The organism is Chryseobacterium sp. 22543 (assembly GCF_052044565.1).
GTDB lineage: Bacteria > Bacteroidota > Bacteroidia > Flavobacteriales > Weeksellaceae > Chryseobacterium.
The window spans coordinates 101,292-127,759 of sequence record NZ_JBQENH010000004.1 but is presented as its reverse complement, the minus strand read 5'-3'; the positions used below and the strand labels follow the sequence as shown (position 1 = coordinate 127,759).

The 26,468-nt window shown below is 35.4% G+C and carries 24 protein-coding genes; 12 read left to right on the top strand and 12 right to left on the bottom strand.

Going from position 1 to position 26,468, the window contains the following annotated elements; translation table 11 throughout:
- The first annotated feature begins 283 nt into the window (after window positions 1–283).
- A complete protein-coding gene (gene trhO / locus ACTJIP_RS15070; protein ID WP_077413563.1) occupies window positions 284–1,645 on the top strand; it encodes an oxygen-dependent tRNA uridine(34) hydroxylase TrhO in 1,362 nt (453 codons plus the stop codon).
- Between the two features lie 71 nt (window positions 1,646–1,716).
- Window positions 1,717–2,292, top strand: coding sequence for a 5-formyltetrahydrofolate cyclo-ligase (locus ACTJIP_RS15065; RefSeq protein WP_219072104.1), 576 nt, complete (start codon window positions 1,717–1,719; stop codon window positions 2,290–2,292).
- On the opposite strand, the gene ACTJIP_RS15060 is transcribed toward ACTJIP_RS15065, so the two are convergent.
- Complete coding sequence (locus tag ACTJIP_RS15060; RefSeq protein WP_219072105.1) at window positions 2,241–2,822, bottom strand: hypothetical protein; 582 nt, start codon at window positions 2,820–2,822, stop codon at window positions 2,241–2,243. The two genes, ACTJIP_RS15065 and ACTJIP_RS15060, sit on opposite strands and share 52 nt — an antisense overlap.
- Window positions 2,806–3,987, bottom strand: a complete 1,182-nt coding sequence (locus ACTJIP_RS15055; protein WP_077413566.1) for a hypothetical protein — start codon at window positions 3,985–3,987, stop codon at window positions 2,806–2,808. Before ACTJIP_RS15055 ends, ACTJIP_RS15060 begins: the two co-directional genes overlap by 17 nt.
- A 183-nt stretch (window positions 3,988–4,170) precedes the next feature.
- On the opposite strand from ACTJIP_RS15055, the gene ACTJIP_RS15050 reads away from it, so the two are divergent.
- Window positions 4,171–4,512 (top strand): hypothetical protein, encoded by a 342-nt coding sequence (locus ACTJIP_RS15050; protein ID WP_047380511.1) that lies wholly within the window; start codon window positions 4,171–4,173, stop codon window positions 4,510–4,512.
- A gap of 128 nt (window positions 4,513–4,640) precedes the next feature.
- On the opposite strand, the gene ACTJIP_RS15045 is transcribed toward ACTJIP_RS15050, so the two are convergent.
- The 4 genes from ACTJIP_RS15045 to rmuC all read right to left on the bottom strand — a co-directional run bounded on the left by ACTJIP_RS15045 (window position 4,641) and on the right by rmuC (window position 8,662).
- A complete protein-coding gene (locus tag ACTJIP_RS15045) occupies window positions 4,641–5,408 on the bottom strand; it encodes a TrmH family RNA methyltransferase (RefSeq protein WP_440704794.1) in 768 nt (255 codons plus the stop codon).
- Between the two features lie 20 nt (window positions 5,409–5,428).
- Window positions 5,429–6,220 (bottom strand): CPBP family intramembrane glutamic endopeptidase, encoded by a 792-nt coding sequence (locus ACTJIP_RS15040; protein WP_077413568.1) that lies wholly within the window; start codon window positions 6,218–6,220, stop codon window positions 5,429–5,431.
- A gap of 91 nt (window positions 6,221–6,311) precedes the next feature.
- Window positions 6,312–7,151, bottom strand: coding sequence for a LytTR family DNA-binding domain-containing protein (locus tag ACTJIP_RS15035; RefSeq protein ID WP_180565038.1), 840 nt, complete (start codon window positions 7,149–7,151; stop codon window positions 6,312–6,314).
- A 5-nt stretch (window positions 7,152–7,156) separates the two neighbouring features.
- Window positions 7,157–8,662 (bottom strand): DNA recombination protein RmuC, encoded by a 1,506-nt coding sequence (gene rmuC / locus ACTJIP_RS15030; RefSeq protein WP_440704793.1) that lies wholly within the window; start codon window positions 8,660–8,662, stop codon window positions 7,157–7,159.
- A gap of 183 nt (window positions 8,663–8,845) precedes the next feature.
- Between rmuC and ACTJIP_RS15025 the strand changes: the two genes are divergently transcribed.
- From ACTJIP_RS15025 to ACTJIP_RS15005, 5 genes are all read left to right on the top strand, one after another.
- Complete coding sequence (locus ACTJIP_RS15025) at window positions 8,846–9,520, top strand: response regulator transcription factor (protein WP_077413690.1); 675 nt, start codon at window positions 8,846–8,848, stop codon at window positions 9,518–9,520.
- A gap of 2 nt (window positions 9,521–9,522) precedes the next feature.
- Window positions 9,523–10,884, top strand: coding sequence for a sensor histidine kinase (locus ACTJIP_RS15020; RefSeq protein WP_180565040.1), 1,362 nt, complete (start codon window positions 9,523–9,525; stop codon window positions 10,882–10,884).
- Window positions 10,885–11,021: 137 nt separating this feature from the next.
- Window positions 11,022–12,296 carry a TolC family protein gene (locus ACTJIP_RS15015; RefSeq protein ID WP_180565041.1) on the top strand — a complete coding sequence of 425 codons (1,275 nt, stop codon included), beginning with the start codon at window positions 11,022–11,024 and terminating at the stop codon, window positions 12,294–12,296.
- A gap of 3 nt (window positions 12,297–12,299) precedes the next feature.
- Window positions 12,300–13,415 carry an efflux RND transporter periplasmic adaptor subunit gene (locus ACTJIP_RS15010; protein WP_180565042.1) on the top strand — a complete coding sequence of 372 codons (1,116 nt, stop codon included), beginning with the start codon at window positions 12,300–12,302 and terminating at the stop codon, window positions 13,413–13,415.
- Complete coding sequence (locus ACTJIP_RS15005) at window positions 13,415–16,513, top strand: efflux RND transporter permease subunit (protein WP_077413574.1); 3,099 nt, start codon at window positions 13,415–13,417, stop codon at window positions 16,511–16,513. The genes ACTJIP_RS15010 and ACTJIP_RS15005 overlap by 1 nt, the downstream gene beginning before the upstream one ends.
- A gap of 88 nt (window positions 16,514–16,601) precedes the next feature.
- On the opposite strand, the gene ACTJIP_RS15000 is transcribed toward ACTJIP_RS15005, so the two are convergent.
- Complete coding sequence (locus ACTJIP_RS15000; protein WP_440704792.1) at window positions 16,602–17,330, bottom strand: DUF5995 family protein; 729 nt, start codon at window positions 17,328–17,330, stop codon at window positions 16,602–16,604.
- Window positions 17,331–17,472: 142 nt separating this feature from the next.
- Between ACTJIP_RS15000 and ACTJIP_RS14995 the strand changes: the two genes are divergently transcribed.
- Window positions 17,473–18,873 (top strand): MAC/perforin domain-containing protein, encoded by a 1,401-nt coding sequence (locus ACTJIP_RS14995; protein ID WP_077413576.1) that lies wholly within the window; start codon window positions 17,473–17,475, stop codon window positions 18,871–18,873.
- A gap of 64 nt (window positions 18,874–18,937) precedes the next feature.
- Here the strand turns inward: ACTJIP_RS14995 and ACTJIP_RS14990 are convergent, their stop codons facing one another.
- The 5 genes from ACTJIP_RS14990 to ACTJIP_RS14970 form a co-directional block, all read right to left on the bottom strand.
- Window positions 18,938–19,171: a hypothetical protein gene (locus ACTJIP_RS14990; protein WP_077413577.1), complete on the bottom strand. Its 234-nt coding sequence runs from the start codon at window positions 19,169–19,171 to the stop codon at window positions 18,938–18,940.
- 235 nt (window positions 19,172–19,406) lie between these two features.
- Window positions 19,407–20,381 (bottom strand): DUF6624 domain-containing protein, encoded by a 975-nt coding sequence (locus ACTJIP_RS14985; RefSeq protein ID WP_180565043.1) that lies wholly within the window; start codon window positions 20,379–20,381, stop codon window positions 19,407–19,409.
- A 234-nt stretch (window positions 20,382–20,615) separates the two neighbouring features.
- Window positions 20,616–21,086 carry a YciI family protein gene (locus ACTJIP_RS14980; protein ID WP_077413578.1) on the bottom strand — a complete coding sequence of 157 codons (471 nt, stop codon included), beginning with the start codon at window positions 21,084–21,086 and terminating at the stop codon, window positions 20,616–20,618.
- A gap of 127 nt (window positions 21,087–21,213) precedes the next feature.
- Complete coding sequence (pncB, locus tag ACTJIP_RS14975; RefSeq protein ID WP_077413579.1) at window positions 21,214–22,392, bottom strand: nicotinate phosphoribosyltransferase; 1,179 nt, start codon at window positions 22,390–22,392, stop codon at window positions 21,214–21,216.
- Window positions 22,393–22,487: 95 nt separating this feature from the next.
- A complete protein-coding gene (locus tag ACTJIP_RS14970; protein WP_077413580.1) occupies window positions 22,488–22,964 on the bottom strand; it encodes a Dps family protein in 477 nt (158 codons plus the stop codon).
- Window positions 22,965–23,421: 457 nt separating this feature from the next.
- Here ACTJIP_RS14970 and rpsL point away from each other — a divergent pair, with 457 nt between their 5' ends.
- From rpsL to fusA, 3 genes are read left to right on the top strand one after another with little or no spacing between them, the layout of a single operon-like run.
- On the top strand, window positions 23,422–23,835 hold the full coding sequence (gene rpsL / locus ACTJIP_RS14965; protein WP_002983146.1) for a 30S ribosomal protein S12: 414 nt from the start codon (window positions 23,422–23,424) through the stop codon (window positions 23,833–23,835).
- A 23-nt stretch (window positions 23,836–23,858) separates the two neighbouring features.
- Complete coding sequence (rpsG, locus tag ACTJIP_RS14960) at window positions 23,859–24,335, top strand: 30S ribosomal protein S7 (protein WP_034694654.1); 477 nt, start codon at window positions 23,859–23,861, stop codon at window positions 24,333–24,335.
- 6 nt (window positions 24,336–24,341) lie between these two features.
- Window positions 24,342–26,459, top strand: coding sequence for an elongation factor G (gene fusA, locus ACTJIP_RS14955; protein WP_077413581.1), 2,118 nt, complete (start codon window positions 24,342–24,344; stop codon window positions 26,457–26,459).
- The last annotated feature ends 9 nt before the right edge of the window (window positions 26,460–26,468 follow it).

Genomic DNA, 26,468 nt, shown 5'->3' with positions numbered 1-26,468 from the left:
TAGTATGCTATGTTTCAATTTTAACTAAAATTTAACGGCTATTATGTCATTTTATGTCTTATGTCATAATTGTTAATGTCAAGGTTAACAAAACTTAAAAAAATATTAAAGAAAAAATGTCAGTTTGTAGGGTGTAAAATACATTCTGTTTTCCATTATTTATTACTAATTATTCAATGCTGGCCGCTCATTATTCATTACCTGTGATTTGTGTCATAAAGATACTTAATTCAAAAATGATTATCTTTGCAAAAATTTTATTCTCACTTAAAACGTTTATAGCATGCAACTGTATAACACCTTAAGCGCAGAAGAAAGAGCTCAACTTATTGATGAAGCCGGTAAAGACCGTCTTACTTTGTCTTTCTATGCGTATGCCAAAATTGAAGATCCCAAAAAATTTCGCGACGAATTATTTATAGCCTGGAATGCCCTTGATGCACTTGGCCGTATTTATGTAGCAAAAGAAGGAATTAATGCTCAGATGAGTGTTCCTGCAGATCAGTTTGAGGCTTTTCGAAATACGCTTGAAGTTTATGATTTTATGAAAGGAATCCGTTTAAACGTCGCTGTTGATCAGGATAACTATTCTTTTTTAAAATTGACAATTAAGGTTAGAAATAAAATTGTTGCTGACGGTTTGAACGACGAAACTTTTGATGTTACCAATAAAGGAATTCACTTAAAAGCACAGGAGTTCAATAATTTACTTGAAGATCCTAATACAATCGTTGTAGACTTCAGAAATCACTATGAAAGTGAAGTAGGACACTTTGAAGGAGCTATTACTCCGGATGTGGAAAACTTCAGAGAAAGCTTACCGATTATCAATGAACAGTTACAGGATTTTAAAGAAGATAAAAACCTTTTGATGTACTGTACCGGAGGTATCCGTTGCGAAAAAGCCAGTGCTTACTTCAAACATCAGGGCTTTAAAAATGTCTACCAATTGGAAGGAGGAATCATTGAGTATACCCGCCAGATTAAAGAAGAAGGAATAGAGAGTAAATTTATAGGTAAAAACTTTGTATTTGACCACCGTTTAGGGGAAAGAATTACAGATGATATTATTTCACAGTGCCACCAGTGTGGAAAACCTTGTGATAACCATACCAACTGTGCTAATGATGCATGCCACCTTCTTTTTATCCAGTGTGATGAGTGTAAAGCAATAATGGAGAACTGCTGTTCTACAGAATGTCTGGATACTATACATCTGTCTTGGGACGAACAGGTGAAGCTAAGAAAAGGATTACAGGTTGGAAATAAAGTATTCAGAAAAGGGAAGTCTGATGCCTTGAAATTTAAAAATTCAGGTGATTTATCTGATAAACCTTTAGCAAAAGCAGAAACAAAGAATATACGCCAAAAAATTGCGGTTAAAAAAGAACTGATTGGAAAGGCAGAGCATTATTTCTCAAAATCAAAAATTGCACAGTTCTTAATTGAACATAAAGATTTGTCAGTTGGAGATAAAGTATTAATTTCAGGTCCAACAACTGGAGAACAGGAAATTACTATTACTGAAATTTATGCAAATGGAGGTCCTTGTGAAATAGCAAAAATTGGAGATCAGATCACTTTCGAACTTCCATTCAGAGTTCGTTTATCTGATAAACTGTACAGAATTGTGCAAAACGCATAGTCAGGAATAAACGATAAAGCTGTGAAAGCTTGTCCGGTAAAAATTATTTCAGTTCTAAAAACTTAATAATTATGCTAAAAGCTGAGCTTAGAAAAAAATATACCCAAAAAAGAAAAGCCTTGTCTCCTGATGAGGTTTTCTTGTTATCTGAAAAGATTTTTGAAAATTTTATTGATCACTTCAATCCTCAGGAAGGGGAAAAAGTACATGTTTTCATCCCAATTCCTGCAAGAAAAGAAATTGATACCCAAATCTTCATTCAGTATTTTTTGGCGAAGAATATACGTGTTTATGTTCCTAAAATTGTGGGTGATAGGCTTATTAGTATTGAAATCTTTGAAAATACTGTTTTTGAAACCAACAGCTGGGGTATTTCGGAGCCTGTTTCCAATGAAGATTCAGGTGAAAATAATTTTCAATATGTGATTACACCATTGCTGTACTGTGACAAAAATGGAAATAGAGTAGGATATGGGAAAGGTTTTTATGATGGATTATTCCAGCATATATCAGCATATACCAAAAAAATCGGAGTCAATTATTTTGACCCCGATGAATATGTGGATGATGTCTGGGAAAATGATCTTCCTGTAGACTATTTAGTTACTCCTACTGAAGTACTGTCTTTCTTAATCGGTGGGGAATAGAAATCTAAAAAGTAGAATTTAAACTCCTTTTTGAGCTTGGAAGTAGACAGCAGTATATATTGTGCATTTTTTTCAAAGCTTCCCAGAGATCTGTTTTTATTATCAAAATATTCCACATTAAACTTGGCATAGTCCAGTGTGTCTTTTTTATAGAATTCTTTATAAACATTCAGGTTGCTCACCTTTGCTGTTTTTACTTTCATGCTATCCAGTTCTTTCAGTAATCTTTTAAATGTCAAAGAATCCGGTTTATGGAAATAACTTTCCATTTGTGAATAAATAACGGTATCTATTTCTGTATTTCTGTTTCCGGACAGATAAAGAGTAGAAAGGTCAAAAAGTTCCTGAACTTTCTGTTTGGTAATAGAATTGATCGCCTGCATGCTGTCCATCTGTACTGCAGGATAACTCTTTTCATTGTTGCTGTTTCGTAGCTTATCGAGGTCGCTTACCTCTGAGGTTTTATTATTACAAGCAATAAATAATGTCAGAAGTACGGTGAAAATTAAAAAATTACTTATTCTTTTCATTTGTGGTAGCAATTTTAAATTTGATGGATACAATTTTACCTTTGTTATCCTTTTTCATTTCTATTACATTCAGATTTTTCAGTGAAGTTGTAGGAGTAGTGACCAGAGTGATGTATTTCTGTTTATCCAGTCTTTCTATTCCATAGGTGTCATTGTCATATACCTGATAAATTACAGCATTGCTGCTGATCAGGTTTTCCAGCTGATTTCTTTTCTGCTTGATAAGGGCAACCTGTTCATCCGGATTTCCTCCTTTGATGTCTTTTATCGAGAAATAGTACACGGCCATCTTGTAATCGTCCGGCTTTAGTTCTATTTTTTCCTCTTCAGGTGCATTCTCAAGGTTTCTGTTGACTTCCAGAGGCTCGTAGAAAGGAGCGCTGATACGCATTTTTAAATTTTTATCCTTAGTAGAATAATAAAAACACTCACCAGGTTTTATTTTATACATCAATGGAGATTCGTTTTCCTTCACCACCATTATTTCTAAAGTGTTGATTACAGAAACTCCTCTATCTTTATCGATAAAACAATATTTATAAGTTTTCGAAAAAAGAACATCTTTAAATCCCAAAAGACCGGTGATCGTAATTAAAACGGAAGTAACGAATGCCCAGGCGTTCTTTTTGAAGAAATTTTTCTTAGGTGGAACGGATGAAATTTCAATTTTCTGAGCGGTATTGTTATTTTGGTTAACTTGTTGGTTATCAGTATTTGATTTTTGTAAATCAATGTTTTCTTGGGTGGTGTTTTCGGTTTTTCTAGGCTGAAATTCAGTTTTTGGAATATCAGGAGCTGTAGAAACTGTTTTTTCAAGTTCACTAAGATCTTCTTCTTCAGAATTTTCATTTTCCTGTAGCAATTCACCCGCAAAAAGATGCAGCTTTTTGAACTCATACCAAGAGTCGTAACCTGCATAAATACTCAATAAATTGAGCATGTCTATCCTTGGTAATTTAGTAACCGGTGAACTTTTGAAATAGGTGTAAAATGACTTTTCACTGATGTTCCCTTTCGCTTTTTTACGCAGGTCTTCCTGAAAATATATAATATCAATACCCTTCCACTTGGATATATCATCCTGCGAAGGGGTATGTTCTTTTAAGTATTGACCCTGAACATCCTTTTTTAGCTGCTCAAAGTGTAATAGATCTAAATCTGTCAATTTTTCAAAAAATAATTAAATTGTTGATTATCAGCTATGTTTTTTTGTAAAACTATTTTACAAAGGTATTACAATTATTTTTCATAAACAAATTTTCTAACTGCTATACCTTTGTCTTGTTCAAATAACAGAACAGAAGAAAATTTTATAAAACAATATTAACAAAATTAAATTTAATTTATTATGAAAAAGTCATTATTCGTAGCTGCTATCGCTGCAATCTCTCTAGTTGCTTGTAAAAAAACTGAAGCTACTTCTACTGAAGGAACAACTGATTCTGCTGCTGCTACTGTAGCTGATTCTGCTGCTGTAGTTTCTGACTCTGCTGCTAAAGTTGTTGATTCTGCTGCAACTACTGCTGTAGAAGCTACTAAAGATGCTGCTGCTGCTACAACTGCTGCTGGTGCTGAAGTTGCTAAAGATGCTGCTAAAGGAGCTGGAGAAGCTGCTAAAGGAGCTGCTGATGCTGCTAAAGGTGCTGCTGACGCTGCTAAAGATGCTGCAAAAGACGCTGCTAAGAAATAATTCTAGCATACGCTTAACAATAAAAGAACCGTTTCACTCAGTGAGACGGTTTTTTTATGCTTAGTCTTTGCCGAGCCCAAGGCGAAGCAACCTCATTGAAAATAAAGCCCAGCTTTATCAGACTGTATTTATCCTTTCTTTTGTTTTAAAGATTCATAGCAGGTAATAGCTACTGCATTACTCAGATTTAAAGAATCAATACTTCCGGCCATAGGAATCAGCGTGTTTTTTCCTTTTCCAATCCAGAAATCACTCAATCCGGAATGTTCAGTACCGAATAATACGGCAGAACGTTGTCTGAAATCTCTCTTATAAAGGTCTTCAGCACTTTCATCCATAAGGGTAGTATAAATATTGAAGCTGTTTTTTTGCAGAAATTCCAATGTTTCTTCATTTTCAGCCTGATATACTTCCATTCCAAAAAGACAACCCACACTGGATCTGATCACATTAGGATTGTAGAAATCAGTTTTCCCGTCAGCAACAATCAGTGCATCTACTCCAAACGCTTCACAACTTCTTAAAATAGCGCCAAGGTTTCCCGGTTTTTCTACTCCTTCAACAATAATTACCGTAGAATTTTCTTTAGGAACAAATGATGAAAGAGGAGTTTCCTTTGCGTGGTAGATCCCGATAATTCCTTCTGAACTTCCTCTGTAAGCTATTTTTTCATATAATTTTTCACTTACATGATGGGTTTTTCCCTCTGGAAGGCTTCCTTTAAAGATATTTTCACAGATAAAGAATTCCAGTGGTTCAAAATGATACTGCATAGCTCTTTCATTTTCCTGCTGGCCCTCTACTACAAAAACTTTTGATTTTTTACGAAACCTGTTGTCAGTAAGGAGCTTAGTGACATTTTTTATTTTTTCGTTTTGAAAACTTTCTATCAACATTCCGCAAAATTATGCAAAATTTATGATTGAACTTCTCTGGTTTTGATAAAAAGGTTTTTCCACGTGATCTCAAAGGGGAGTTTATTTTTTCTTTTTGCATAAATAACAATGACCGTTATAGCAACAATGGAAACTAATTTATATAGATTTCCATAAAAATTACCGGAAACATTTTCCGAAACAGTAAAGATTTCCCAGTACAGATTCATCAGGAAATGCAGAAATATAGCTGTCCATAGATTATATTCAGATTCAAAATACACCCAGGCAAAGAATAAAGACCCAAGAAATGTAATCGCGAATATTTCCATAAGCTCTGTTATATTCTGGCTCTGGTATAAATGTACCTGTGCAAACAGTAAAGATCCGAATAAGGCTGATGATAAAAAACCAAGTCTGGTAAACCGGTATATTGTGCCTATAAGAAAAGCCCGGAATATGATTTCTTCAAAAAATGCTGAAGATAATGTATTGATAAACAGGGTTTCAAAATATATTTTATTAACTGCTTTAAAGTGAATCATATATCCAATAAGCATGGGGAGAGTTCCTGTAAAAGCTAATGTAAATCCTTTGAAAATGGGTTTGTTTAAAGAAAGAAGATCCAAAATATTTCTTTTGGGTAACAGAATTTTTAAAGTGATGATCAAAGGAATTAAAGTTATCAGATAAGCGGTTACATGTGCTACGGCTTTGCTGTGGCTTAGGTTTTTTGAAAATGTCTGAATGCTTTTAAAAAAGAAAGCATCAAAGAAATAATAGGCTGTAAATCCCAGAATAAAGATTAAAAAGAAGCGGATATTCTTACTCATGTTAGTTAAATTTTGAGCAAAAATGTGGTTTTAAATCTATGCTTTCAAACTAATGTGATGAATAGCAAAGAATAGTGACGAATGACAAGATTTATGGATTCTGCTGCTGTAGTTGAGGAATAATTGAAGGAATAAAACTTCTTGAAACAGGGATTTCAAAATCAATTTCCGGGAGAATTAATTTATATCCCTGAGCATTTCCTTTAAGATTTTTGACCTTTGTAAGATTGACAATATAAGAACGGTGGCATTTTTTGACAGAACCGTTTTCGATTTGTTGTAGAGCACTGGATAAACTGATTCTGACCAACACTTTTTTTAAAATATTATTCTCTAAAAAGTAAAACGTACAATAGTTTTCCATTGACTGAACGCATAGGAAATTGCTTTCGCTGATGATAAGTTCTGAATTCTGTGCGGATATTTTCAATAGATTTTGCTGTAATTCCGGAATAGAAACCGGAAGGTGTTGAGAAATATTCCGGGCTGTATTTTCGTGAAGATTCTTTAAATAGATATATCGCGATAAAATATATATGATAGAAATTGGAATGCCAACGGCCAGAGAATAAAGGAACATATAAAAATAATTGCCCAAATCAAGTTTTACATGGCTCAGAAATAATGAATTGTAAAAGTAGGATAGAATTGATCCCACGAATAGAATGAAAATTATTTTTAAAAGCTCTGCACCCATATTCCAGTTGCTAAAACGGGAAGTCATAAGATTGGCAATAAAAAATGCTGTTCCAAAAATAATGCAATAGGGGAAAAGTAGTAAAAACTTGTAGGGATGCAGAAAGTTTTCTGTACCAAAAGGCTGAAAAATAATCAGAAACAGGTATACAGAAACTCCTGCTCCCAAAGAAGAAACGAAAATTTCTTTGAAGGATTCGGATTTTGGGTAAGGATATGATGCAAACGAAAACATATCATTTAGCTTTCTGATGGTTCAATAAGGTTACTATTGTCTATAAGACTTTGAGGCAGATCTTTTTTATTTTTAATTCCTAATGACTTCAGCTTTTGAGTTTGAATCACAAGGTTGTCATTTCCGGTATGAAGCTGTTTGTAAGCATCATTGTATACATTTTTAGCCTGATCTAGGTTTCTGCCTACTTTTTCCAGATTATCCACAAAACCTACAAATTTATCATAAAGTCTGGCTCCGCGTTCTGCAATTTCTACGGAATTTCGGTTTTGATATTCACGTTTCCAAAGATCAGCAATCAGTTTAAGGGAAGTAATCAGGTTACTTGGATTAAGCAAAAGAATTCTTCTTTCATAGGCATAGTTCCAAAGGTTCTGATCTGCCTGCATGGCTGCAATATAAGCGGGTTCACTAGGAATAAACATCATCACGAAATCCAGTGATTTTCCGTAATCATCATATGCTTTCTGGCTTAGCTGTGTGATATGGTTTTTGATAGATCCAAGGTGTTGGCTAAGTTTTATAGCGTAAACATCAGCGTCGGTTTCATCTACCAATTCTGTAAAAGCAGTTAAAGATACTTTAGAATCAATGATGACATTTCTTTCATCCGGATATTTTACAACGGCATCAGGACGCATTTTCTTTCCTGAGAATTCTGAGAATAAAGCTTTATTGTCTTCATCCCGTAATTCATGTTCCAGAAAATATTCTCTTCCTTTTACCAATCCAGATTTTTCAAGGATACTTTCAAGAATCATTTCGCCCCAATTTCCCTGGGTTTTACTTTCCCCTTTCAGTGCACGGGTCAGTTTTTTGGCATCTTCGGAAATCTGCTGGTTCAGTTCTGCCAGTTCTTTCACTTTTTCAGCAAGGGAGAAGCGTTCTTTATTTTCCTTTTCATAGGCTTCGTTGACTTTGTTTTTTAAATCAGCAATTTTTTCCTGAAAAGGCTCAAGGATATTTTTTAAGTTATTTTGATTTAAAGTGGTAAACTTTTCTGTCTTTTCTTCTAAAATTTTATTGGCAAGGTTTTCAAACTGAAGTTTGGAGTCTTCCTGGATCTTAATAATTTCTTCTTTCTGGGTATCAAGCGATTGTTGAAGACCTTCATTTTTTGCAGAAAGTTCAGAATTTTTAGCAAAAAGAGTCTGCTTTTCAAGAATGTGGGTTTCTATCTGAGAATTCTGTCTTTGATTGATTTGCTTTAATTCCTGGAACTGAATGTTTAAAGAAGAATATTCGGCGGAGATTTTAGAAAACTCATTTTTCAGGTCATCAAGAAGGTCCTGCTGCTGCATATTGGCATCTTTCTCTTTGCTGATATTCTGATGAAGTTCCTGAATCTTCAGGTTTGAATTTTCAAGATCAGACTGCGTTTTTATAGATAAAGTATTCAGCGAGTCATAAGAGCTTCTTGAAACCATTGACGATTTCAGTGCAAAATATAATATAACCGCGCCAAGTACACCACCGGCAATCAACCCAATAATTAAGTATATCATCTCCATCTTCCAAAATTATGAAAAAAGGCCGGAAGCTGTATGGACAATAATAGTTGTTTGTTCTACTATTTTTAATGAGAAATAAAATGATTAGCTCTTGTTTGATAGATGTTCATTACTTCACTCTTCTTTCTTCCCGCTTTCTTTCTTAATAAGAATACCTATATTTATAGGAAATTTCAGAGAATTATGAATATTTTGTTGGTAGAAGATGATCAAAGAATCAGCAATTTCCTGATTAAAGGCCTTTCTGAGGCTGGGTACAATCTCACTCTTGCAGATTCCGGGGAAAAAGCGCGTGAACTTCTTCATACCTATGATTTTGATCTTATTTTAATGGACATCATGCTTCCAGGATTGGATGGGATGCAGCTTACACAAATTATTAGATTTAAAGGAAACTATACTCCGATTCTTGTTTTAAGTGCATTGAACAGCCCGGATGATAAGATCAAAATGCTGGATATGGGCGCTGATGATTATTTATCGAAACCTTTTCATTTCGAAGAACTGATTTCAAGAATTAAAGCTTTAACCAGAAGGAATAAACTAAGCTATCAGAAAGAAGATCAATATTTGTCATGTGGAAATATCGTCATTGATACAGATCTTCACAAAGTAACGCAGAACGATAAGGAAATAGAATTTTCGCCTACAGAATACAAGCTTTTTACTTTCCTGATGGAGAATAAAAATAAGGTGCTGAGCAGAACCCAGATTTTACATAAGGTATGGGGAATTGATTTTGATAATACAACGAATGTGGTAGATGTTTATATTTCCTATGTCCGTAACAAGATTGATGAAACAGAACAAAAAATTATTCATACAGTAAAAGGAACAGGATATTTGATCAAAGACTGAAAATGACTCTCAGAAACAGATTTACCCTTATTTCAAGCCTTTCATTTGGCATTGTTTCTATCATTACATCTGCGGTGATATTTTTTGCCTATTATGACAGTACTAAAATTTTTTATTTTGAAAAGCTTAGAAATACAGCTCTTATTTCTGCCATTTATTATCTTGAAAAAGATGAGCTTCCAAAAGATAGACATGCCCAAATAAAAAAAGAATACAATCATCTTATCCAGAATAACAGGGTGGCGGTCTACAATCAGAATAACGAAGTTACTTTTGGCCATAATGTGAACGATAAGAATATAAAGCTTTCCGATTTGCAGGCTGTACGGAATAATAAAGGAGTACAGTTTATGTCTGATAATCAATTCTACTATGGGATTTTTTATCCGGACAATCAGGGAGACTTTGTTGTTTTTGTAAAATCATCAAACGATTCTTTTCAATCACAGATATTGAGACTTGCCATTATTATGCTTTCTGTATTGGTTATTGGTTTGCTGGCAATTTATTTTCTGAGCCGGTATCTTTCAAAAGTGGTTTATAAACCTATTTCCAATGTTGTAGAGCGTATTAATAAAGTAGATTATAATAATATTTCTACGGCAATTACTTCTATGAATACTAATGATGAGATTGAAGATCTTATAAAATCATATAATAAACTATTTGGTAGAATTTCGGAAAATGTTCTCTTACAGCAGAACTTTATCAATTACGTTTCTCACGAATTTAAAACTCCTTTGGCTGCAATCTCCGGAAATCTGGAAGTCTTTGCCCAAAAAGACAGAACTCCGGAAGAGTATAGAGAAGTAGCGAAAGAATCATTGGAAAACGTATACGAGATTGAAAATATTCTCAACAATCTTTTGCTGATGTCCGGAATGACCAAACTTGAAGCCTCTCATCAACAAATGAGAGTGGATGAACTGATCTGGAAAATCTACGAGAAATTAGAACCGAAAGGAAAAGAAAACAATTCATCCATTAAAATACAGCTTCAGGTCGCAAAACCTGCTTTGCTGGAATTTCCGGGAAACGAAACTCTACTATATTTAGCACTGTATAATATCGTTGAAAATGCAATCAAGTATTCCTATGATAAACCGGTAGTGGTTGTATTATCAGAGAAAAATAATCAGTTATATATTGAGGTAAGAGATGAAGGGAGAGGAATTCCGTCAGATGATCTTATGAAAATAGCTGAGACCTTCTACAGAGGTAGAAATGTAGATACCGTAAAAGGCAGTGGAATTGGTTTATCCCTTTCGAAAAGTATCTTCGACCACCATCATATTGCAATGAAAATTGATTCTGTTGTCAATAAAGGCACATCGGTTACTCTTATATTTCCCGCTCACTCATAATCGTGGTATTTGTGAAATTATCCGTGTTTTAGAAAAGTTCTAATCAAACTCTAATGTTGAACTAACCGTATTTTAATTCTGTTTAAAATTCCCTCTAATATTAGACAAATAGCTTTGTAGTCTTAAAATAAGAGACCTTGAAGAAGCTATTTTTTACACTATTTTATATTCATTGTTTCAGTTTCTTTTCAGCACAGATTTCAGATACTCTGAAAATTGGAAGAAAGGAAGCTGAGACTATTTTTCTGGCTAAAAACCTCGACCTTATTGCACAGAAGCTTGAAATTTCACAAGCCGAAGCAAGAGCTGTTCAGGCTAAATACTGGCCTAATCCCAAATTAAGTATCAGCGAAGTGAATCTATGGAGAACCTATGATATTGAAGAACAGCCTGCGCTTATCGGAAACTGGGGAAAAAATACTCAGATTTCTGCTGAGATAGAACAGGTGATTCAGACTGCGGGTAAAAGACGGAAAAATATTGAACTGCAGAAAATAGAAGTGGAAGGAGAGAAGTACGAACTGCAGGAAGTGTTGCGTGAGCTTAAGAAAACACTCAGAAATACCATCACCGAAATTCTTTACAATCAGGAACAGCAGAAAATCTATCAGGGACAGATTGCTTCTATTGAGAAATTAACAAAATCCTATAACAATCAATTAACTCTTGGGAATATCAGTAAAGCTGAATATGTCCGTCTGAAAGCACAGGAAATTGAATTCAAGAAAAAACTGATTTCATTAAAACAGGAAATCGAAGAGCAGCAGGTAGAGCTGAAGGCTTTATTGATGCTGCCTTCTCAAACGTATCTGGTGATTTCAGATTCATTTGTGATGCCTGAAAAGCAACTTTCAGAACTGGAGGTGGCCCAATGGATGGAAAAAGCGAAAGAAAACCGTCCTGACATCATGATTTCAAAAAATAAGGAGAAACACGCCGCCAAAAATCTCGAAATTCAAAATGCTATGAAAACGCCGGATGTTGCTGTTTCTGTTGGATACGACCGTGGCGGAAATATTATGAAAGACTTTATAGGATTGGGTGTTTCTATGGATCTGCCCATTTTCGACCGTAACAAAGGGAATATTCAGGAAGCGAGGCTTGAAATTGAGAAAAGTAAACTTGAGACCCGCAAGAATATGCTGAGATCAGAGAATGAAATTGTCTCTGTTTTTAGAAACTATATCCGTACACAAAAGGTTTCAGAAGAGATCGATGAAAATTATGAATCCATATTGGATGGATTACTGGTAAGCCATGAGAAAAATTTCAGACTGAGAAATATCAGCATGTTGGAGTATATGGATTTTCTGGATACCTACATAGGGAACAAAATGATCATACTGGATACCAAAAAAGAACTTAATCAATACTACGAAAACCTGCAGTATGTTGTAGGACAAGACTTATAAGATATGAACAAAAATATTACCAAATACATTGCTGCGGCTTACCTGTCTGCCTTCATTATTTTTACAGGCTGTGCCGGAAAAGAAGAAAATAAAGAAGCTGAAAAAAGGTACTGCATCAGTAAAGAGCTGAAAAAAGGTATTAAACTCGTTAAAGCAGAAATGCTTCCTATAGAAGAAAGTATTACGCTCACCGGAGAAGTGGAGAGTAACTCGGATAAAACGGTTCCTTTTGTAAGTCTTGTAGACGGAGTAGTGATAGATACTTATTTTTCCCTTGGAGATTATGTAAAAAAAGGACAAACTCTGGCCAGTATAAAAAGTACAGCTGTCAACGAAATGCAGGATGATACCCAAACATTACAGGCTCAGCTTGCAGTAGCGAAAAGAAAGCTGTCTTCTGTAGAGGCCATGTATAAAGATGATATTGCTTCTCAGAAAGATTTACAGGAAGCAAAATCAGAAGTGGCCATCTTACAATCCAATATTTCCAAGACACAGAAAAATATGCAGCTTTATTCCGCAGGAGGAAATACCATTCAGATAAAAGCACCTGCGGATGGATATGTTATTTCAAAGAATGTTTCCAAAGGAATGCCGGTTACAACAGGAGGAGATCAGCTTTTTACGATTTCGAATCTGGATAAAGTGTGGGTAATGGCCAACGTGTATGCAACCAATATGAGACATGTTTATGTAGATCAGCCGGTAGTGGTAAAGACTCTTGCTTATCCGGACGACAGTTTCTCCGGAAAGATTGATAATATCTCTCAGGTTTTCAATGAAAACGAAAGGGTACTCAAGGCTAAAATCATTATGGATAATAATGGAATGAAGCTAAGACCGGGAATGTCTGCGGATGTTGTGTTACCAGTGAATTCACAAAACAAAAGTGCATTGGCTATTCCTGCGAAAGCTTTAATCTTTGATAATAACCAAAGCTATGTTGTGGTTTACAAAAAAGACTGTGAGCTAGAAATAAGACCGGTTGCGGAGATTGCTTCCAATAGCCAGTATATCTATGTAGAAGGCAATTTAAAACCAGGTGAAAATATTATTGCTTCCAACGGACTGCTGATTTATGAAAACCTGAAAAACCAATTAAATAATTCCACGAAGTAATGCGAAAATTTGTACAGAATATTGTATCCTTCTCTTTAAAAAACTCATTGATTGTTCTTTTGGGAACTTTTCTTTTGCTGGCCGGAGGAATCTATTCCTATATGCATACTCCTATTGAAGCATTTCCGGATGTTACCAATACCAGAGTAAGAGTTATTACCCAGTGGCCTGGAAGAAGTGCTGAAGAAATAGAAAAATTTGTCACACTTCCTATTTCCAAAGAAATGAATGCGATTCCGAACAAAACTTCGGTGCGTTCTATTTCCTTATTTGGATTGTCTGTGGTGACGGTTATTTTTGATGATCATGTCAATGATTTTTATGCCCAGCAATATGCTTCCAATAAACTCGGAAATGTAGAGCTTCCCACTGGAGCAGAATACAGTATTGAACCTCCCTCTGGTGCTACAGGTGAAATTTACAGATATATTATCAAAAGCAAACTTCCCATCAAAGAAGTGACAGCCATTCAGGACTGGGTGGTGGAAAGAGAATTACTGGCAGTTCCTGGTGTTGCTGATGTGGTAAGCTTTGGTGGAGAAGAAAAAACATATGAAATAAAAATTAATCCTACGGAATTACACAATTATGACCTTTCCCCCCTGGATGTGTATGAAGCGGTTTCCAAGAGTAATATTAATGTAGGAGGAGATGTAGTGGCAAAAGGAGATCAGGCTTATGTAGTGCGGGGGATTGGTCTTTTAGAGAAAAAAGAAGATATTGAGAATATTCAGATCGAAGTAAAAGGATCTACGCCTATTCTGGTAAAGCATGTGGCTGAAGTGAAAATTTCAGCAAAGCCAAGATTAGGTCAGGTAGGATATAACAAAGAAAATGATGTTGTAGAAGGAATTGTGATCATGCTTAGAGGTGAAAACCCAAGTGAAGTTATTGCAAGACTGAAAGACAGGATAGAAGAACTGAATGGGGGAGAACTTCCCGGTGATGTTCAGATTGTTCCGATCATTGACCGTACAGAATTGGTAAATACGACAGTTCATACCGTTTCCAAAAACCTTATTGAAGGAGTTATTCTGGTTTCTATCATCGTATTTATATTCCTTTACAACTGGAGAACAACCTTTATTGTAGCATCAGTAATTCCTTTGGCTTTCTTATTTGCCATTATTATGTTGAAAATTCAGGGATTGCCTGCCAACCTGATTTCCATGGGAGCTTTGGACTTCGGACTTCTGCTGGAAGGAACGCTCGTCATTGTTGAACATGTCTTTGTTGCTCTCGAACTTAAAGCTAAGAAGATAGGACTGAAGAGATTCAATAAAATTTCAAAACTTGGTATTATTAAGAAAAGTGCAGGAAGTGTAGCAAGTTATATTTTCTTCGCCCTATTGATTCTTATTGTTGCTCTGATGCCGATCTTCTCTTTCCAGAAAGTGGAAGGAAAAATGTTCTCTCCATTAGCATTTACATTGGGATATGCATTATTGGGATCTTTGATTTTAAGCTTGACTTATGTTCCGGCAATGTGTAAGCTTTTGTTAACGAAAAATATTGAAGAGAAAGAAAACTTTATCTCAAGATTCTTCAGAGTGAATATCTATAGAATTTACGAATTCAGCGACCGTTATAAAAAAGGATTCATCATTGGATTTGTTGCTTTACTTGCTGTCTGTGGATGGAGATTCTCCAATTATGGATCTGAATTTTTACCCAAGCTGAATGAAGGCGCAATCTATGTAAGAGCAACGCTTCCAAACAGTGTCAATCTGGATGAATCGGTACGGCTAACGAAAGAGATGAAAGGAATTCTTATGAAATATGATGAAGTGAAATTTGTCATGACCCAAACAGGCCGCCCGAACGATGGTACTGATCCCACAGGTTTCTTTAATATCGAATTTAATATTCAGCTAAAACCGGAGAATGAATGGAAGAAAAAAATATCCAAAGAAGAACTTCTTGAAGAAATGAGAGTTTCCCTTGAAAAATATCCGGGAATCAATTTCGGATTCAGCCAGCCTATTCAGGATAATGTGGAAGAATATGTAGCAGGAGTAAAAGCTCCGCTGGTAATTAAGATTTTCGGGAATGATCTTTTTGAACTTGAAAATTATGCCAATAAAGTTGCAAACTCTATCAGAACAGTTCCGGGAATATCTGATGTCAATGTTTTTAAAAATATTGGATTACCGGAATTGAGAATACAGCTTCATGATTCCAAAATGGCAAAATATGGAGTTTCCACAGCAGATGCGCAGGCCGTGATTGAAATGACAATCGGAGGACAGGCCGCTACCAAGTTTTATGAAGAAGAAAGAATGTTTGACGTAATGCTTAGGTTTGAAAAAGATTACAGGGATACGCCGGAAAAAATGGGAAATATTCTCATCCCGACTCAGGATAATAAGAAAGTACCGTTGAAAGAAATTGCAACAATTGATTATCATACCGGACCGTCATTTATTTACCGTGAAGGAAACAGCAGATATATCGGAGTTGGATTCAATATTGAAGGTCGTGACCTTGGAAGTACCATTAAAGAAGCCAAAGCTAAAGTAGATAAAGAAGTAAAACTTCCGAAAAATCATAAAATGACCTGGGCAGGAGAATTTGAAAGCAAAGAAAGAGCAGCAAAACAGCTGGCAATGGTAGTACCGATTTCTTTAGTTCTTATTCTGATGTTATTGTATTTCAACTTTGGGAACGTAAAAGATACGCTGATTTCTTCCATTACACTGGCATTTGCATTTATAGGAGGATTTTTATCCCTTTGGTTTACGGGAACCATCTTCGGAATTTCAGCGGGAATTGGTTTTATCATTCTTTTCGGAGTAGCAACCATAGATGGTATCGTTCTGATCGGCGTGATGAAAGAAAATCTGCAAAACAGGTTGTCTCTCAAAGAATCTATCGCAGAGGGAGTGAAAAGCAGAATCCGTCCGGTAGTAATGATCGCTCTGATGGGATCTATGGGACTTCTTCCGGCAGCAATGTCAAACGGGATGGGTTCCGAAATTCAGAAACCTTTAGCCATTATGATTGTTGGAGGACTGATTGTCTGTATGCTGCTGTCATTTACAATACTGCCAATTATTTTCCATTATGCTTATCGTAAAAAGCATAAGGAAGCAATATAGTTTCTTTTATTTTGTTCATTATGAGGCCGGAATCCGTGAGGAAGATCCCGGCCTTTTTTAGTTAAGAATTCTTTGTAGATTCTAAGATCTAAATATTTTTTACCACATCACTGCTTTCACATTTTTTAAATTCTTTTAAAAGGGAAGGAGTGAGGATCTTCGGGTTCAGAATTTGTGTAGCGACTTTAGCCGCCGCATAATCTACAATGCCGATCACAGATACTCTTAAGAAATTCGGAGTGTTGGATGCAATGACTGCCGTTGCCCAGGAAGTATCTCTTGCTTTGGAAATGGCAAAATCAAGTACAGCATTATCTTTCCCATTGGATAGTTTATCAATAAGATCTACAGGATAACAGATTTTGTTTAAAGAGTCCTGAACATTCTGATTAATGGAAGCAATGACATTATTAATATTTTCAAAATCTTTTTTCAAAGGATTTATCTTCCGGTAAGGCATTATGGAAGCTGCAGAAATACCAAGATCCAGATTGATGTGTGCATTCATTCCCAAAAATATATGCTGTAGAATCAACAGGTTTTTATTCTTGCTGGCTTCAAAGGCAATATACCATGAGTTGGTACATTTTTCTCCTTTGCTGTAGCTTTCCCATGCCTGAAGATATCTCTGTGCAAAAGCAAGGTCCAGTAATGTCATTCTGGGGTTGTCTTCAAATTTTTTCTGTTGAATACCTTTCAGAACCTGTGCGGTCATGATTCGATAGGTACAGGCGAAATATCCTGCAGGGCTATTATTTTCCTTGCACCAGATAATGATTTCATCCAGCTTTTTAAGAACTTCCTCAATAGTTTTCATGATGTTTTTTTGTTTAAAGATATCGAGAAATACATTATTACAGTATAATTGACCTATTGTTTTAATTAATTCCCTTATTTATGATTTATATCATTCTGGCTTTCGATGCAAAGAATTAAGTTTGCAGACTTAAAATAAAAATATGAAAAAACTAAGTTTCTTTTTTGCCAGTATTATATTACTGTTTGCAGCTTCTTGCTCTACTGATGAGCTTGAAAATCCTAACCTAAATGAAAACTCAAAAAAAAATTCAGGGAGAAATTTCGCTAAAAGCGCTGGTGATGGTATCTATGATGTCTTAGGGTATGGTTATAATGCCACTGGGGAATATGCTAATTCTAACTCGTCAGGATATCAGGTGATTGATATTGAGAGATTTAAAAATGAACAGGCGGGTAGATTGATCACTGATAATGTATTTTCTCAGGAATATCTTGAAGAATATGGGGAAAACGCAGAAGCTTATTCAAAAATGGTCTCTACAAAAGTGGGAGCTTCAGCTGGGTTCTCTTTATTTAAAAAACTTATTTCGGTTACTTTTAGTTCTGCGGTTAGCAACACTACTACTAATAAATTTGATGCTAAATATATTTATGGTAGTTATAATCTTTTAATTAAACAAAGAAGATTTAGATTTAATGCTACCCCTGTCTTATTATCTGATTATTTGACACCGGAGTTTTCTAGCGATTTACAGTCCAATAGCCCTGCGCAAATTGTAAACGATTATGGAACCCACGTTGCAATTGATATTTATACAGGGGCTAAGTTAGATGTTATGTTTCAATCTGAAACCACTAATCAAAGCCGTGAAAAAGCAGCTAGAGTTGGAGTTAAAGTTGGAGTAAAGAGTATTTTTGATGCCAATGTTGATAATGACATAGATACTTCAGAATCAAGTAAAAACTTTTCTAGAAAATTATCCTTTAAAACCAGAGGGGGAGATCCATCGAAGAGTTTGGTGGGAGAGCTAAACCTTGACCAGGCAAATCCTAAAATTAATATTTCCAGCTGGCAGAACAGTTCCACACCAACTAATGCTGTGTTGGTAGAATTTGGGAGTAATGGTTTGATACCTCTTTATGAATTGGTTAAAGATCCTGTGAAGAAAGCTCAATTAAAATCTTATATAGATCAATATTTAATTGATAATCAGGTGAGGCTGGATTATACAAATACTGCAAATCTTGTGAATGGTAATTTTGTTAGAAATCCTGCTACCAACCAGATATTTTTTATGTTTGAAAATAAACTGAGATATATCCAGAGCCCTATGACACTTTATGGATTATTTAATATTACGAGTGGTGAAATCGCTACTGTGAGTCCAAGTAATTTGTCAACAGTAGAACGTGGGGCTGATTTAACACCTGATAATGATCTTAAACAGGATAATTTTACCAATAAGATATATATGAGAGAAGGTAATATCTTAAGATATATTCCAAATATTGGTATTTATAATAAATATAGATTTAATAATAATGCGGTTAAAAAAATAAATGGTACAAATGGCTATATAATCGGTAGCGATATTTTTTAATTAAAATTATAATTGTAAAAAAGAGACTGTCTTTGTGACAGTCTCTTTTTATTTATTGTTCAGATTATGGAGTGATTATAATCGGATCCGGAAAAGGTTCAAGAACCAGTGGTTTGCACATTGCTGCCGGTTGACAGGTTCCTCCCATGCATATAAAATTCGTCATTGTGGTGGTGCCGTCAGGACATCTGATCATGCCTTCACCGTGGCATCCTCCGGGACATTCTGCCGGATAAAGAGTTCCTCCAAATACATCTTTCAAATCTGTTCTTAAAAGTTTTGTTAAGTTCTTTTTCATGGTTTAATTTTTTTTGTTTAGTAAATTAATTTATTCTTAACACTCTTATAATTAAATAAGTAGGGTTAAAAATATTAAACTAAAATAGTAAATTAATCTATGATAATTGAATTAATTTATGATAAATGTTAAAATGAAGGTTAGATTTTTCTAAAATGGCAAATAAGTTTAAAATAGAAGAATGTCAATTAGATTTGAAATCTAGCTATGAATAGTATTGTGATGTTATTTCTGTTTATTTGTACTTTGTTTTTGCCTCCAGTTTAGGTAAGTCTTTTTTATATTGTTCAGGATCCCATTTCATTTGCCAATTCTTTATATACTCAGCCAATGGAGGAAGTCCAACATCTGCGCGTCTTTTATCTACATTTTCAGGATCTTCTAGTGGGGATACATAATATACTTGTGTTTCAGGATCACGTCCGATCTGGCTGCCATAAATTTGTCTTTTACCTTGTCTCAGGGCCACCCTGTCTTCGAGAAGGGCCAAACTGCTGCTTTGTGCTTTACCATTTTTTACAGCATCTCTCATCATGGGTAAATACTTTTCCTGTGTTGCCTGATCTGCATGTTGGATAACAAGAAATAATGTAACGCTTCCCTGTCCGCCCACAACATCAGGACCCACCCAGCCATATTTATCAAGAATGGCTTTTACCTCAATAAGATTTAGTGAATCTTTTTTATTGATAAGCTGCCAGTGCTCGTCCATTTCTTTTGAGTTTCCACCGTATTTTTTTTCAATACCATCGATTTGTTTTCTGTACTTTTGGTCTTCATTATAAATGTCACCAAGCTTTGCGACCAAGGGTTTATTCAAATTTGCTTCTGCTTTCTCCTGATTCTGTTTGATTTTTTCGATGAGAGGCTTCCATCGTTTATCACTATGTAAAGAGCTAAGGTCTGTATCCGTTGTTATATGGTTATAATTACTGAATTTTACTGCAATCCTTTCAAGTTGGGAAAATGCACTGTCTGGCCCTGATGCCATTGCCCAAGAGCATGCTGCATTGTACCTGTCATTTAGAGATGCTTTCCAGCCGTTAGATTTAAATGCTTCAGAATAGTTGCTGGCAGAGTTTTTGAAATCCTTGGCATGGTAAAGTGATTCAGCCGTTTTTACTTTATCGGTGTATTCTTTGGGAACAGTTTGCCCGAAGAGTAGTTTTGTTGATGCTAAAAACAGCAAAACGAATAGTCTTATTTTCATGGGTATTATTTTTTTTGAGTTTGGTGATATCTGGTTCTGTTGGAAGAAGTATTGAAATAGTTATTTTTTTCCACTCATCTTTAATGATTTTTACATCCTCACTTTCTTTTTTGCTAAAGCCTTTCTTTTTTTTCTTAGTGTGCGATGTTTTTCTTTTGAATAATCAGTCTTTTTACAAAAATGTGAATTTAAATTTAATTCTTCAAGATTTTCAATGTGCTTTTTAAGATAATATCACGGGTTTTCTTTTGAAACTTCATCATGATGTTTAAGATACAATGGTAGAGCAGCAGATCCATACCAAGGAAAGATTTCATAACTGAAAACTCCAGCCTGAACTGCAGGGTCTGTTTTTACCCATTCCTCAGCTTCTTCCTTTGACTTGGTGTTGAAGATAAACATACCACGGTAGTTTTCTTTATTCTTTTCAAGGAAAGGACCGGCAACTACAATTTTGCCCTCATCTGCCAGTTTCCCGATATTGGCCATATGACCTTTCATGAGTTCGCTCATTTTGGCTTTGTCTTCAATTTTAGTATCGCCAGTTGTCAGCATGACAATCGTATAAGGTTTCATCCCGTATTTATCAGCTCCCAGTGATGTGGCCAATTCCTGATTGTACTTAAGTTTTTCTGCTTTCTTTTCCTGTGCAAAAGATAATGCTGATATGAGGAGGCATGCAGTTAGTAATGTTCTTGATTTCATCTTGTTTTATTTTGATAAATATAATAAAAACCTTAAAGATTTCTGAGAGCTGAATTTCAAAAATGATATGATACAAAAAAACCTCGATGGTTACGAGGTTATATCTAATAGTTCTGATGAAGTTATATTAATCTTTTATTCTTAAAAACTCTTTAGCCAGTTCAATCATCTTAGGATCGCCTGTGTATTTACCATGTTCATCAGAAAGCTTTACTGTTGGAATCCATTCTTTGTTAGGAGCCTGTACACCGATGAGCTTCATCACGATGTTCATTGGTTTCAATCCAACATCATTCGTAAGGTTGGTCCCAATTCCGAATGAGATACCAATTTTCCCTCTGCAGTAATTGGTGATTTCCTCTACTTTTTCAAGATTTAATGCATCTGAAAAAATAATGTATTTAAACATAGGATTAATGCCATTTCTTTGATAATGGGCAATGGTTTTATCTGCAAATTCTAATGCATCCCCGCTGTCGTGGCGTACACCGTCAAAAAGTTTTGCGAATTTTTTGTCAAACTGCTGGAAGAAAACATCCGTGGTATATGTATCAGACAAGGCAACTCCAAGATCACCTCTGTAAACATCTACCCAATGTTCCAAAGCCATTTCATTGGCCATTTTGAATCCATATTCAGCAGCATGGAACATAAACCATTCATGGGCATGGGTTCCGATGGGTTTTACACCATACTTCATAGCAAAATGAACGTTTGAACTTCCGATGAAAGTTGATTCTCTTTTTTGAGTTAATGCTTCCATCACCAGGTTCTGTACCTTATAAGAATGTCTTCTTCTTGTTCCAAATTCTGCAAAGGTTACTCCAAGTCTGCCTAATGAGTCTGCTTTTTCTATCGTTTTGCTCATCACCACTTCATTGGAATCTCTTTCCATATGGTTCATTTCATAATGCAGCTCACTGATCAAGGCCAGTAAAGGAACTTCCCAGAGAATTGTTCTGTACCAAAGCCCTTCTACAACAACGGAAAGGTCTCCTCCTTCCTGATGTATTTTCACTTCAGAAGGATCATAATGGTATCCTTCCAGGAAATCCAGATAAGGAAGATCAATATAAGGACATGTTCTTGCCATGAACTTTTTCTCGTCTTTCGTAAGTTTCAGTTCAGCCATTTTATTAACGGCTTCCCTTAACGCAACATCAAATCCTTCCGGAAAGTGGTGTTTTCCCCTGTTGATAAATTCATATTTTACAATAGAACTTGGGAATAGTTTTACCACTGCATTCTGCATGGTTATTTTATAAAAATCATTATCTAGGATAGAGTTCAGTCTTACGTCGTTCATGATATGTGTAATTTTAACGCAAATATAAAAATAAAAAATAAAATCGCCTAAATGTAAGGCGATTTTTTTGAAATATTTCAATACATTTTATGGAGTTATTTTCCAAGATAAGAATTGTACATCCAAACTTCTTTCTCCTGTTCAGTAATATAATCGCTCATTTGCGAATTGGTACCTTCATCTCCTGCTTCATCCGTAATATCTAAAAGTTCTCTCTGCAGATCAATGACTACTTTGAAAGAACTTAGAATCTGCTCAACACTTTTGATGCCATCAGTTACTTCTTTGCTTTCTTTAATGGTTGACACCTTTAGATAATCTGAGTAATTGTGTGCAGGAGTAGCTCCCAATGTCAGGATTCTTTCTGCAATTTCATCAATCTTTAAAACAAGACTGTTGTACAGTTCCTCAAATTTTGGATGAAGGGTAAAAAACTGTTCTCCTTTGATGTTCCAGTGAGAACCTCTTGTATTCTGATAAAATACAGAATAATTGGCTAACAGTACATTTAATTTTTCTGAGATTTTTTTACAATCGGCTTCTTTAAGGCCAATGATACTAGCATTTTTCATATGTATATATTTATTTTTTTAAGATTAGATACAATCACCGGTTTCAGTTGAGTATACTGTAAGCTCCATTAAGGTGATAGATGTGTTTATCATTTTGTATACTCCAAATTTACGAAATATCATGCCGAACTCCCTTGAATATTAATAGATGATAACTATACGAAAGTTTTTTAAAATAGTTTGGATACATCAGATGAGGTGTTCCGGGTTTTGTTTTAAATGAAGAATTGTGATGGTTATCTTTATAACATAAATTTCATAATTATTTAATACTCATTTTTTCAGCTGAGAAATTTATATTTTCTGTTCCTTTTCCTTATGTATATTATGGTTCTCTGATTGTCATGGAGAAACATGTTCAATTTCTGATGTAAGTATTTGATTTTAATTTTTATATAAGTGTTTGCAGATTAAAAAAATATTACTATTTTTGCACCCTAAAATAAAAAGCAATTAAATGCCTACTATTCAACAATTAGTAAGAAAAGGAAGAGCCACGCTTGCCAAGAAGAGCAAATCGGCTGCCCTTGATTCTTGTCCACAAAGACGTGGTGTATGTACGAGAGTATATACAACTACACCTAAGAAACCTAACTCTGCACTTAGAAAAGTAGCAAGGGTAAGACTTTCTAACGGTAAAGAAGTGAATGCCTATATCCCGGGCGAAGGACATAATCTACAGGAGCACTCGATAGTATTGGTTAGAGGCGGAAGGGTGAAAGACCTACCGGGAGTACGTTACCACATCGTAAGAGGTGCATTAGACACAGCTGGTGTAAATGGAAGAACTCAGAGAAGATCTAAGTACGGAGCTAAGAGACCTAAACCAGGACAAGCAGCTGCTGCTCCTGCAAAAGGAAAGAAAAAATAATCATTAAATAAGGTACAAAAGCAATGAGAAAGACAAAAGCGAAAAAAAGACCGTTGTTACCAGATCCGAAATTTAATGATCAATTGGTAACGAGATTCGTAAACAACTTAATGCTTGACGGTAAGAAGTCAATCGCATTCAAAATTTTCTATGATGCATTAGAGATCGTAGAAACTAAAAAAGGAGATAACGAAAAAACTGCACTTGAAATCTGGAAAGATGCACTTACAAATGTAATGCCTCACGTAGAAGTACGTTCTAGAAGAGTAGGTGGAGCTAACTTCCAAATCCCTATGCCAATCAGAGCTGATAGAAAAATTTCTATGGCAATGAAATGGTTAATCAAATATTCTAAAGCTAGAAATGATAAGTCTATGGCTTTGAAATTAGCTAATGAAGTTGTAGCAGCTTCTAGAGAAGAAGGTGCAGCTTTCAAAAAGAAATCTGATACTCACAAAATGGCGGAAGCTAACAAGGCTTTCTCACACTTCAAATTCTAATCTGAAATGGGAAGAGATCTTAAATTTACAAGAAATATTGGTATTGCCGCTCACATTGATGCTGGTAAGACAACCACTACAGAAAGAATTCTATTCTATACAGGGGTTAACCACAAAATTGGTGAAGTTCACGATGGTGCTTCTACAATGGACTGGATGGAGCAGGAAGCAGAAAGAGGTATTACTATTACTTCTGCAGCTACCACTTGTTCTTGGAACTTTCCAACGGATCAAGGAAAAGCTTTACCTGAAACTAAGCCTTACCACTTCAACATCATTGATACACCGGGACACGTTGACTTCACTGTAGAAGTAAACAGATCTTTAAGAGTATTGGATGGATTGGTATTCTTATTCTCTGCAGTAGACGGAGTAGAGCCTCAGTCTGAAACAAACTGGAGACTTGCTGACAACTACAAAGTTGCGAGAATGGGATTCGTAAACAAAATGGACAGACAAGGTGCTGACTTCCTTAACGTGGTAAACCAGGTTAAAGATATGTTAGGATCTAACGCCGTTCCAATCGTTTTACCAATCGGTGCTGAAGAAGATTTCAAAGGTGTTGTTGACTTAATTAAAAACAGAGCTATCATCTGGGATGAAGCAGGACAAGGAGCTACTTTCGAAGTAGTGCCAATCCCTGAAGACATGAAAGCTGAAGTTCTAGAATATAGAGAGAAATTAGTAGAAGCTGTTGCTGACTACGATGAGACTTTGATGGAGAAATTCTTCGAAGATCCAGATTCAATCTCTGAAGACGAAATCAACGAAGCTCTTAGAAAAGCTACTATCGATTTATCTATTATCCCAATGACTTGTGGTTCTTCATTCAAGAATAAAGGAGTACAGTTTATGTTGGATGCGGTATGTAAATACCTTCCTTCTCCATTGGATAAAGATGATATTAAAGGTACTGATCCAAGAACTGACGCTGAAATCACAAGAAAACCATCTGTAGATGAGCCTTTCTCTGCATTAGCATTTAAGATTGCTACTGACCCGTTTGTGGGAAGACTAGCATTCTTCAGAGCATACTCTGGAAGACTGGATGCAGGTTCTTATATCTTGAACACTCGTTCAGGTGATAAAGAAAGAATCTCTAGAATCTATCAGATGCACGCTAACAAGCAAAACCCAGTAGAATATATTGAAGCTGGTGATATTGGTGCAGCGGTAGGATTCAAATCTATCAAAACTGGTGATACTATGTGTGACGAGAAAAACCCAATCGTTCTTGAATCGATGGTTTTCCCTGATCCGGTAATTGGTATCGCTGTTGAGCCTAAAACTAAAGCTGACCAGGATAAAATGGGTAACGCTTTAGCTAAATTGGCTGAAGAAGATCCTACGTTTACGGTTAGAACTGACGAAGCTTCTGGACAAACGATTATCTCTGGTATGGGTGAGCTTCACTTAGATATCATTGTTGACCGTATGAAGAGAGAATTCAAAGTTGAAGTTAACCAAGGACAGCCTCAGGTAGAATACAAAGAAAACTTAACAAAAGTTGCTCAACACAGAGAAGTTTACAAAAAACAATCTGGTGGTAAAGGTAAATTTGCTGATATTGTATTTGAATTAGGACCTGCTGAAGAAGGTAAAATTGGTTTAGAATTCATCAATGAGATCAAAGGTGGTAACGTTCCTAGAGAATTTGTTCCTGCAATTGAAAAAGGCTTTAAAGCTGCAATGAAGAACGGTCCTTTGGCTGGTTTCGAAGTTGAAGGTATTAAAGTTGTTCTTAAAGACGGATCTTTCCACGCGGTGGATTCTGATGCTCTTTCATTTGAAATGGCTGCTAAATTAGGATTTAAAGAAGCGGGACGTGCTGCTAAGCCAGTAATTATGGAGCCTATTATGAAACTGGAAGTTGTAACTCCGGAAGAATATATGGGTAACATCATTGGTGACCTTAACAAAAGAAGAGGTACAATCAGTGGTCAGGAAGAGAAAAACGGTGCTGTTGTAATCAAGGGTTCTGTTCCACTTTCTGAAATGTTTGGATATGTTACTACTCTAAGAACACTTTCATCAGGAAGAGCTACTTCTTCTATGGAATTAGAGAAGTACCAAGCTACTCCACAAAACGTTGCTGAAGAAATCATAGCTAAAGCAAAAGGTTAATTTTTAAAT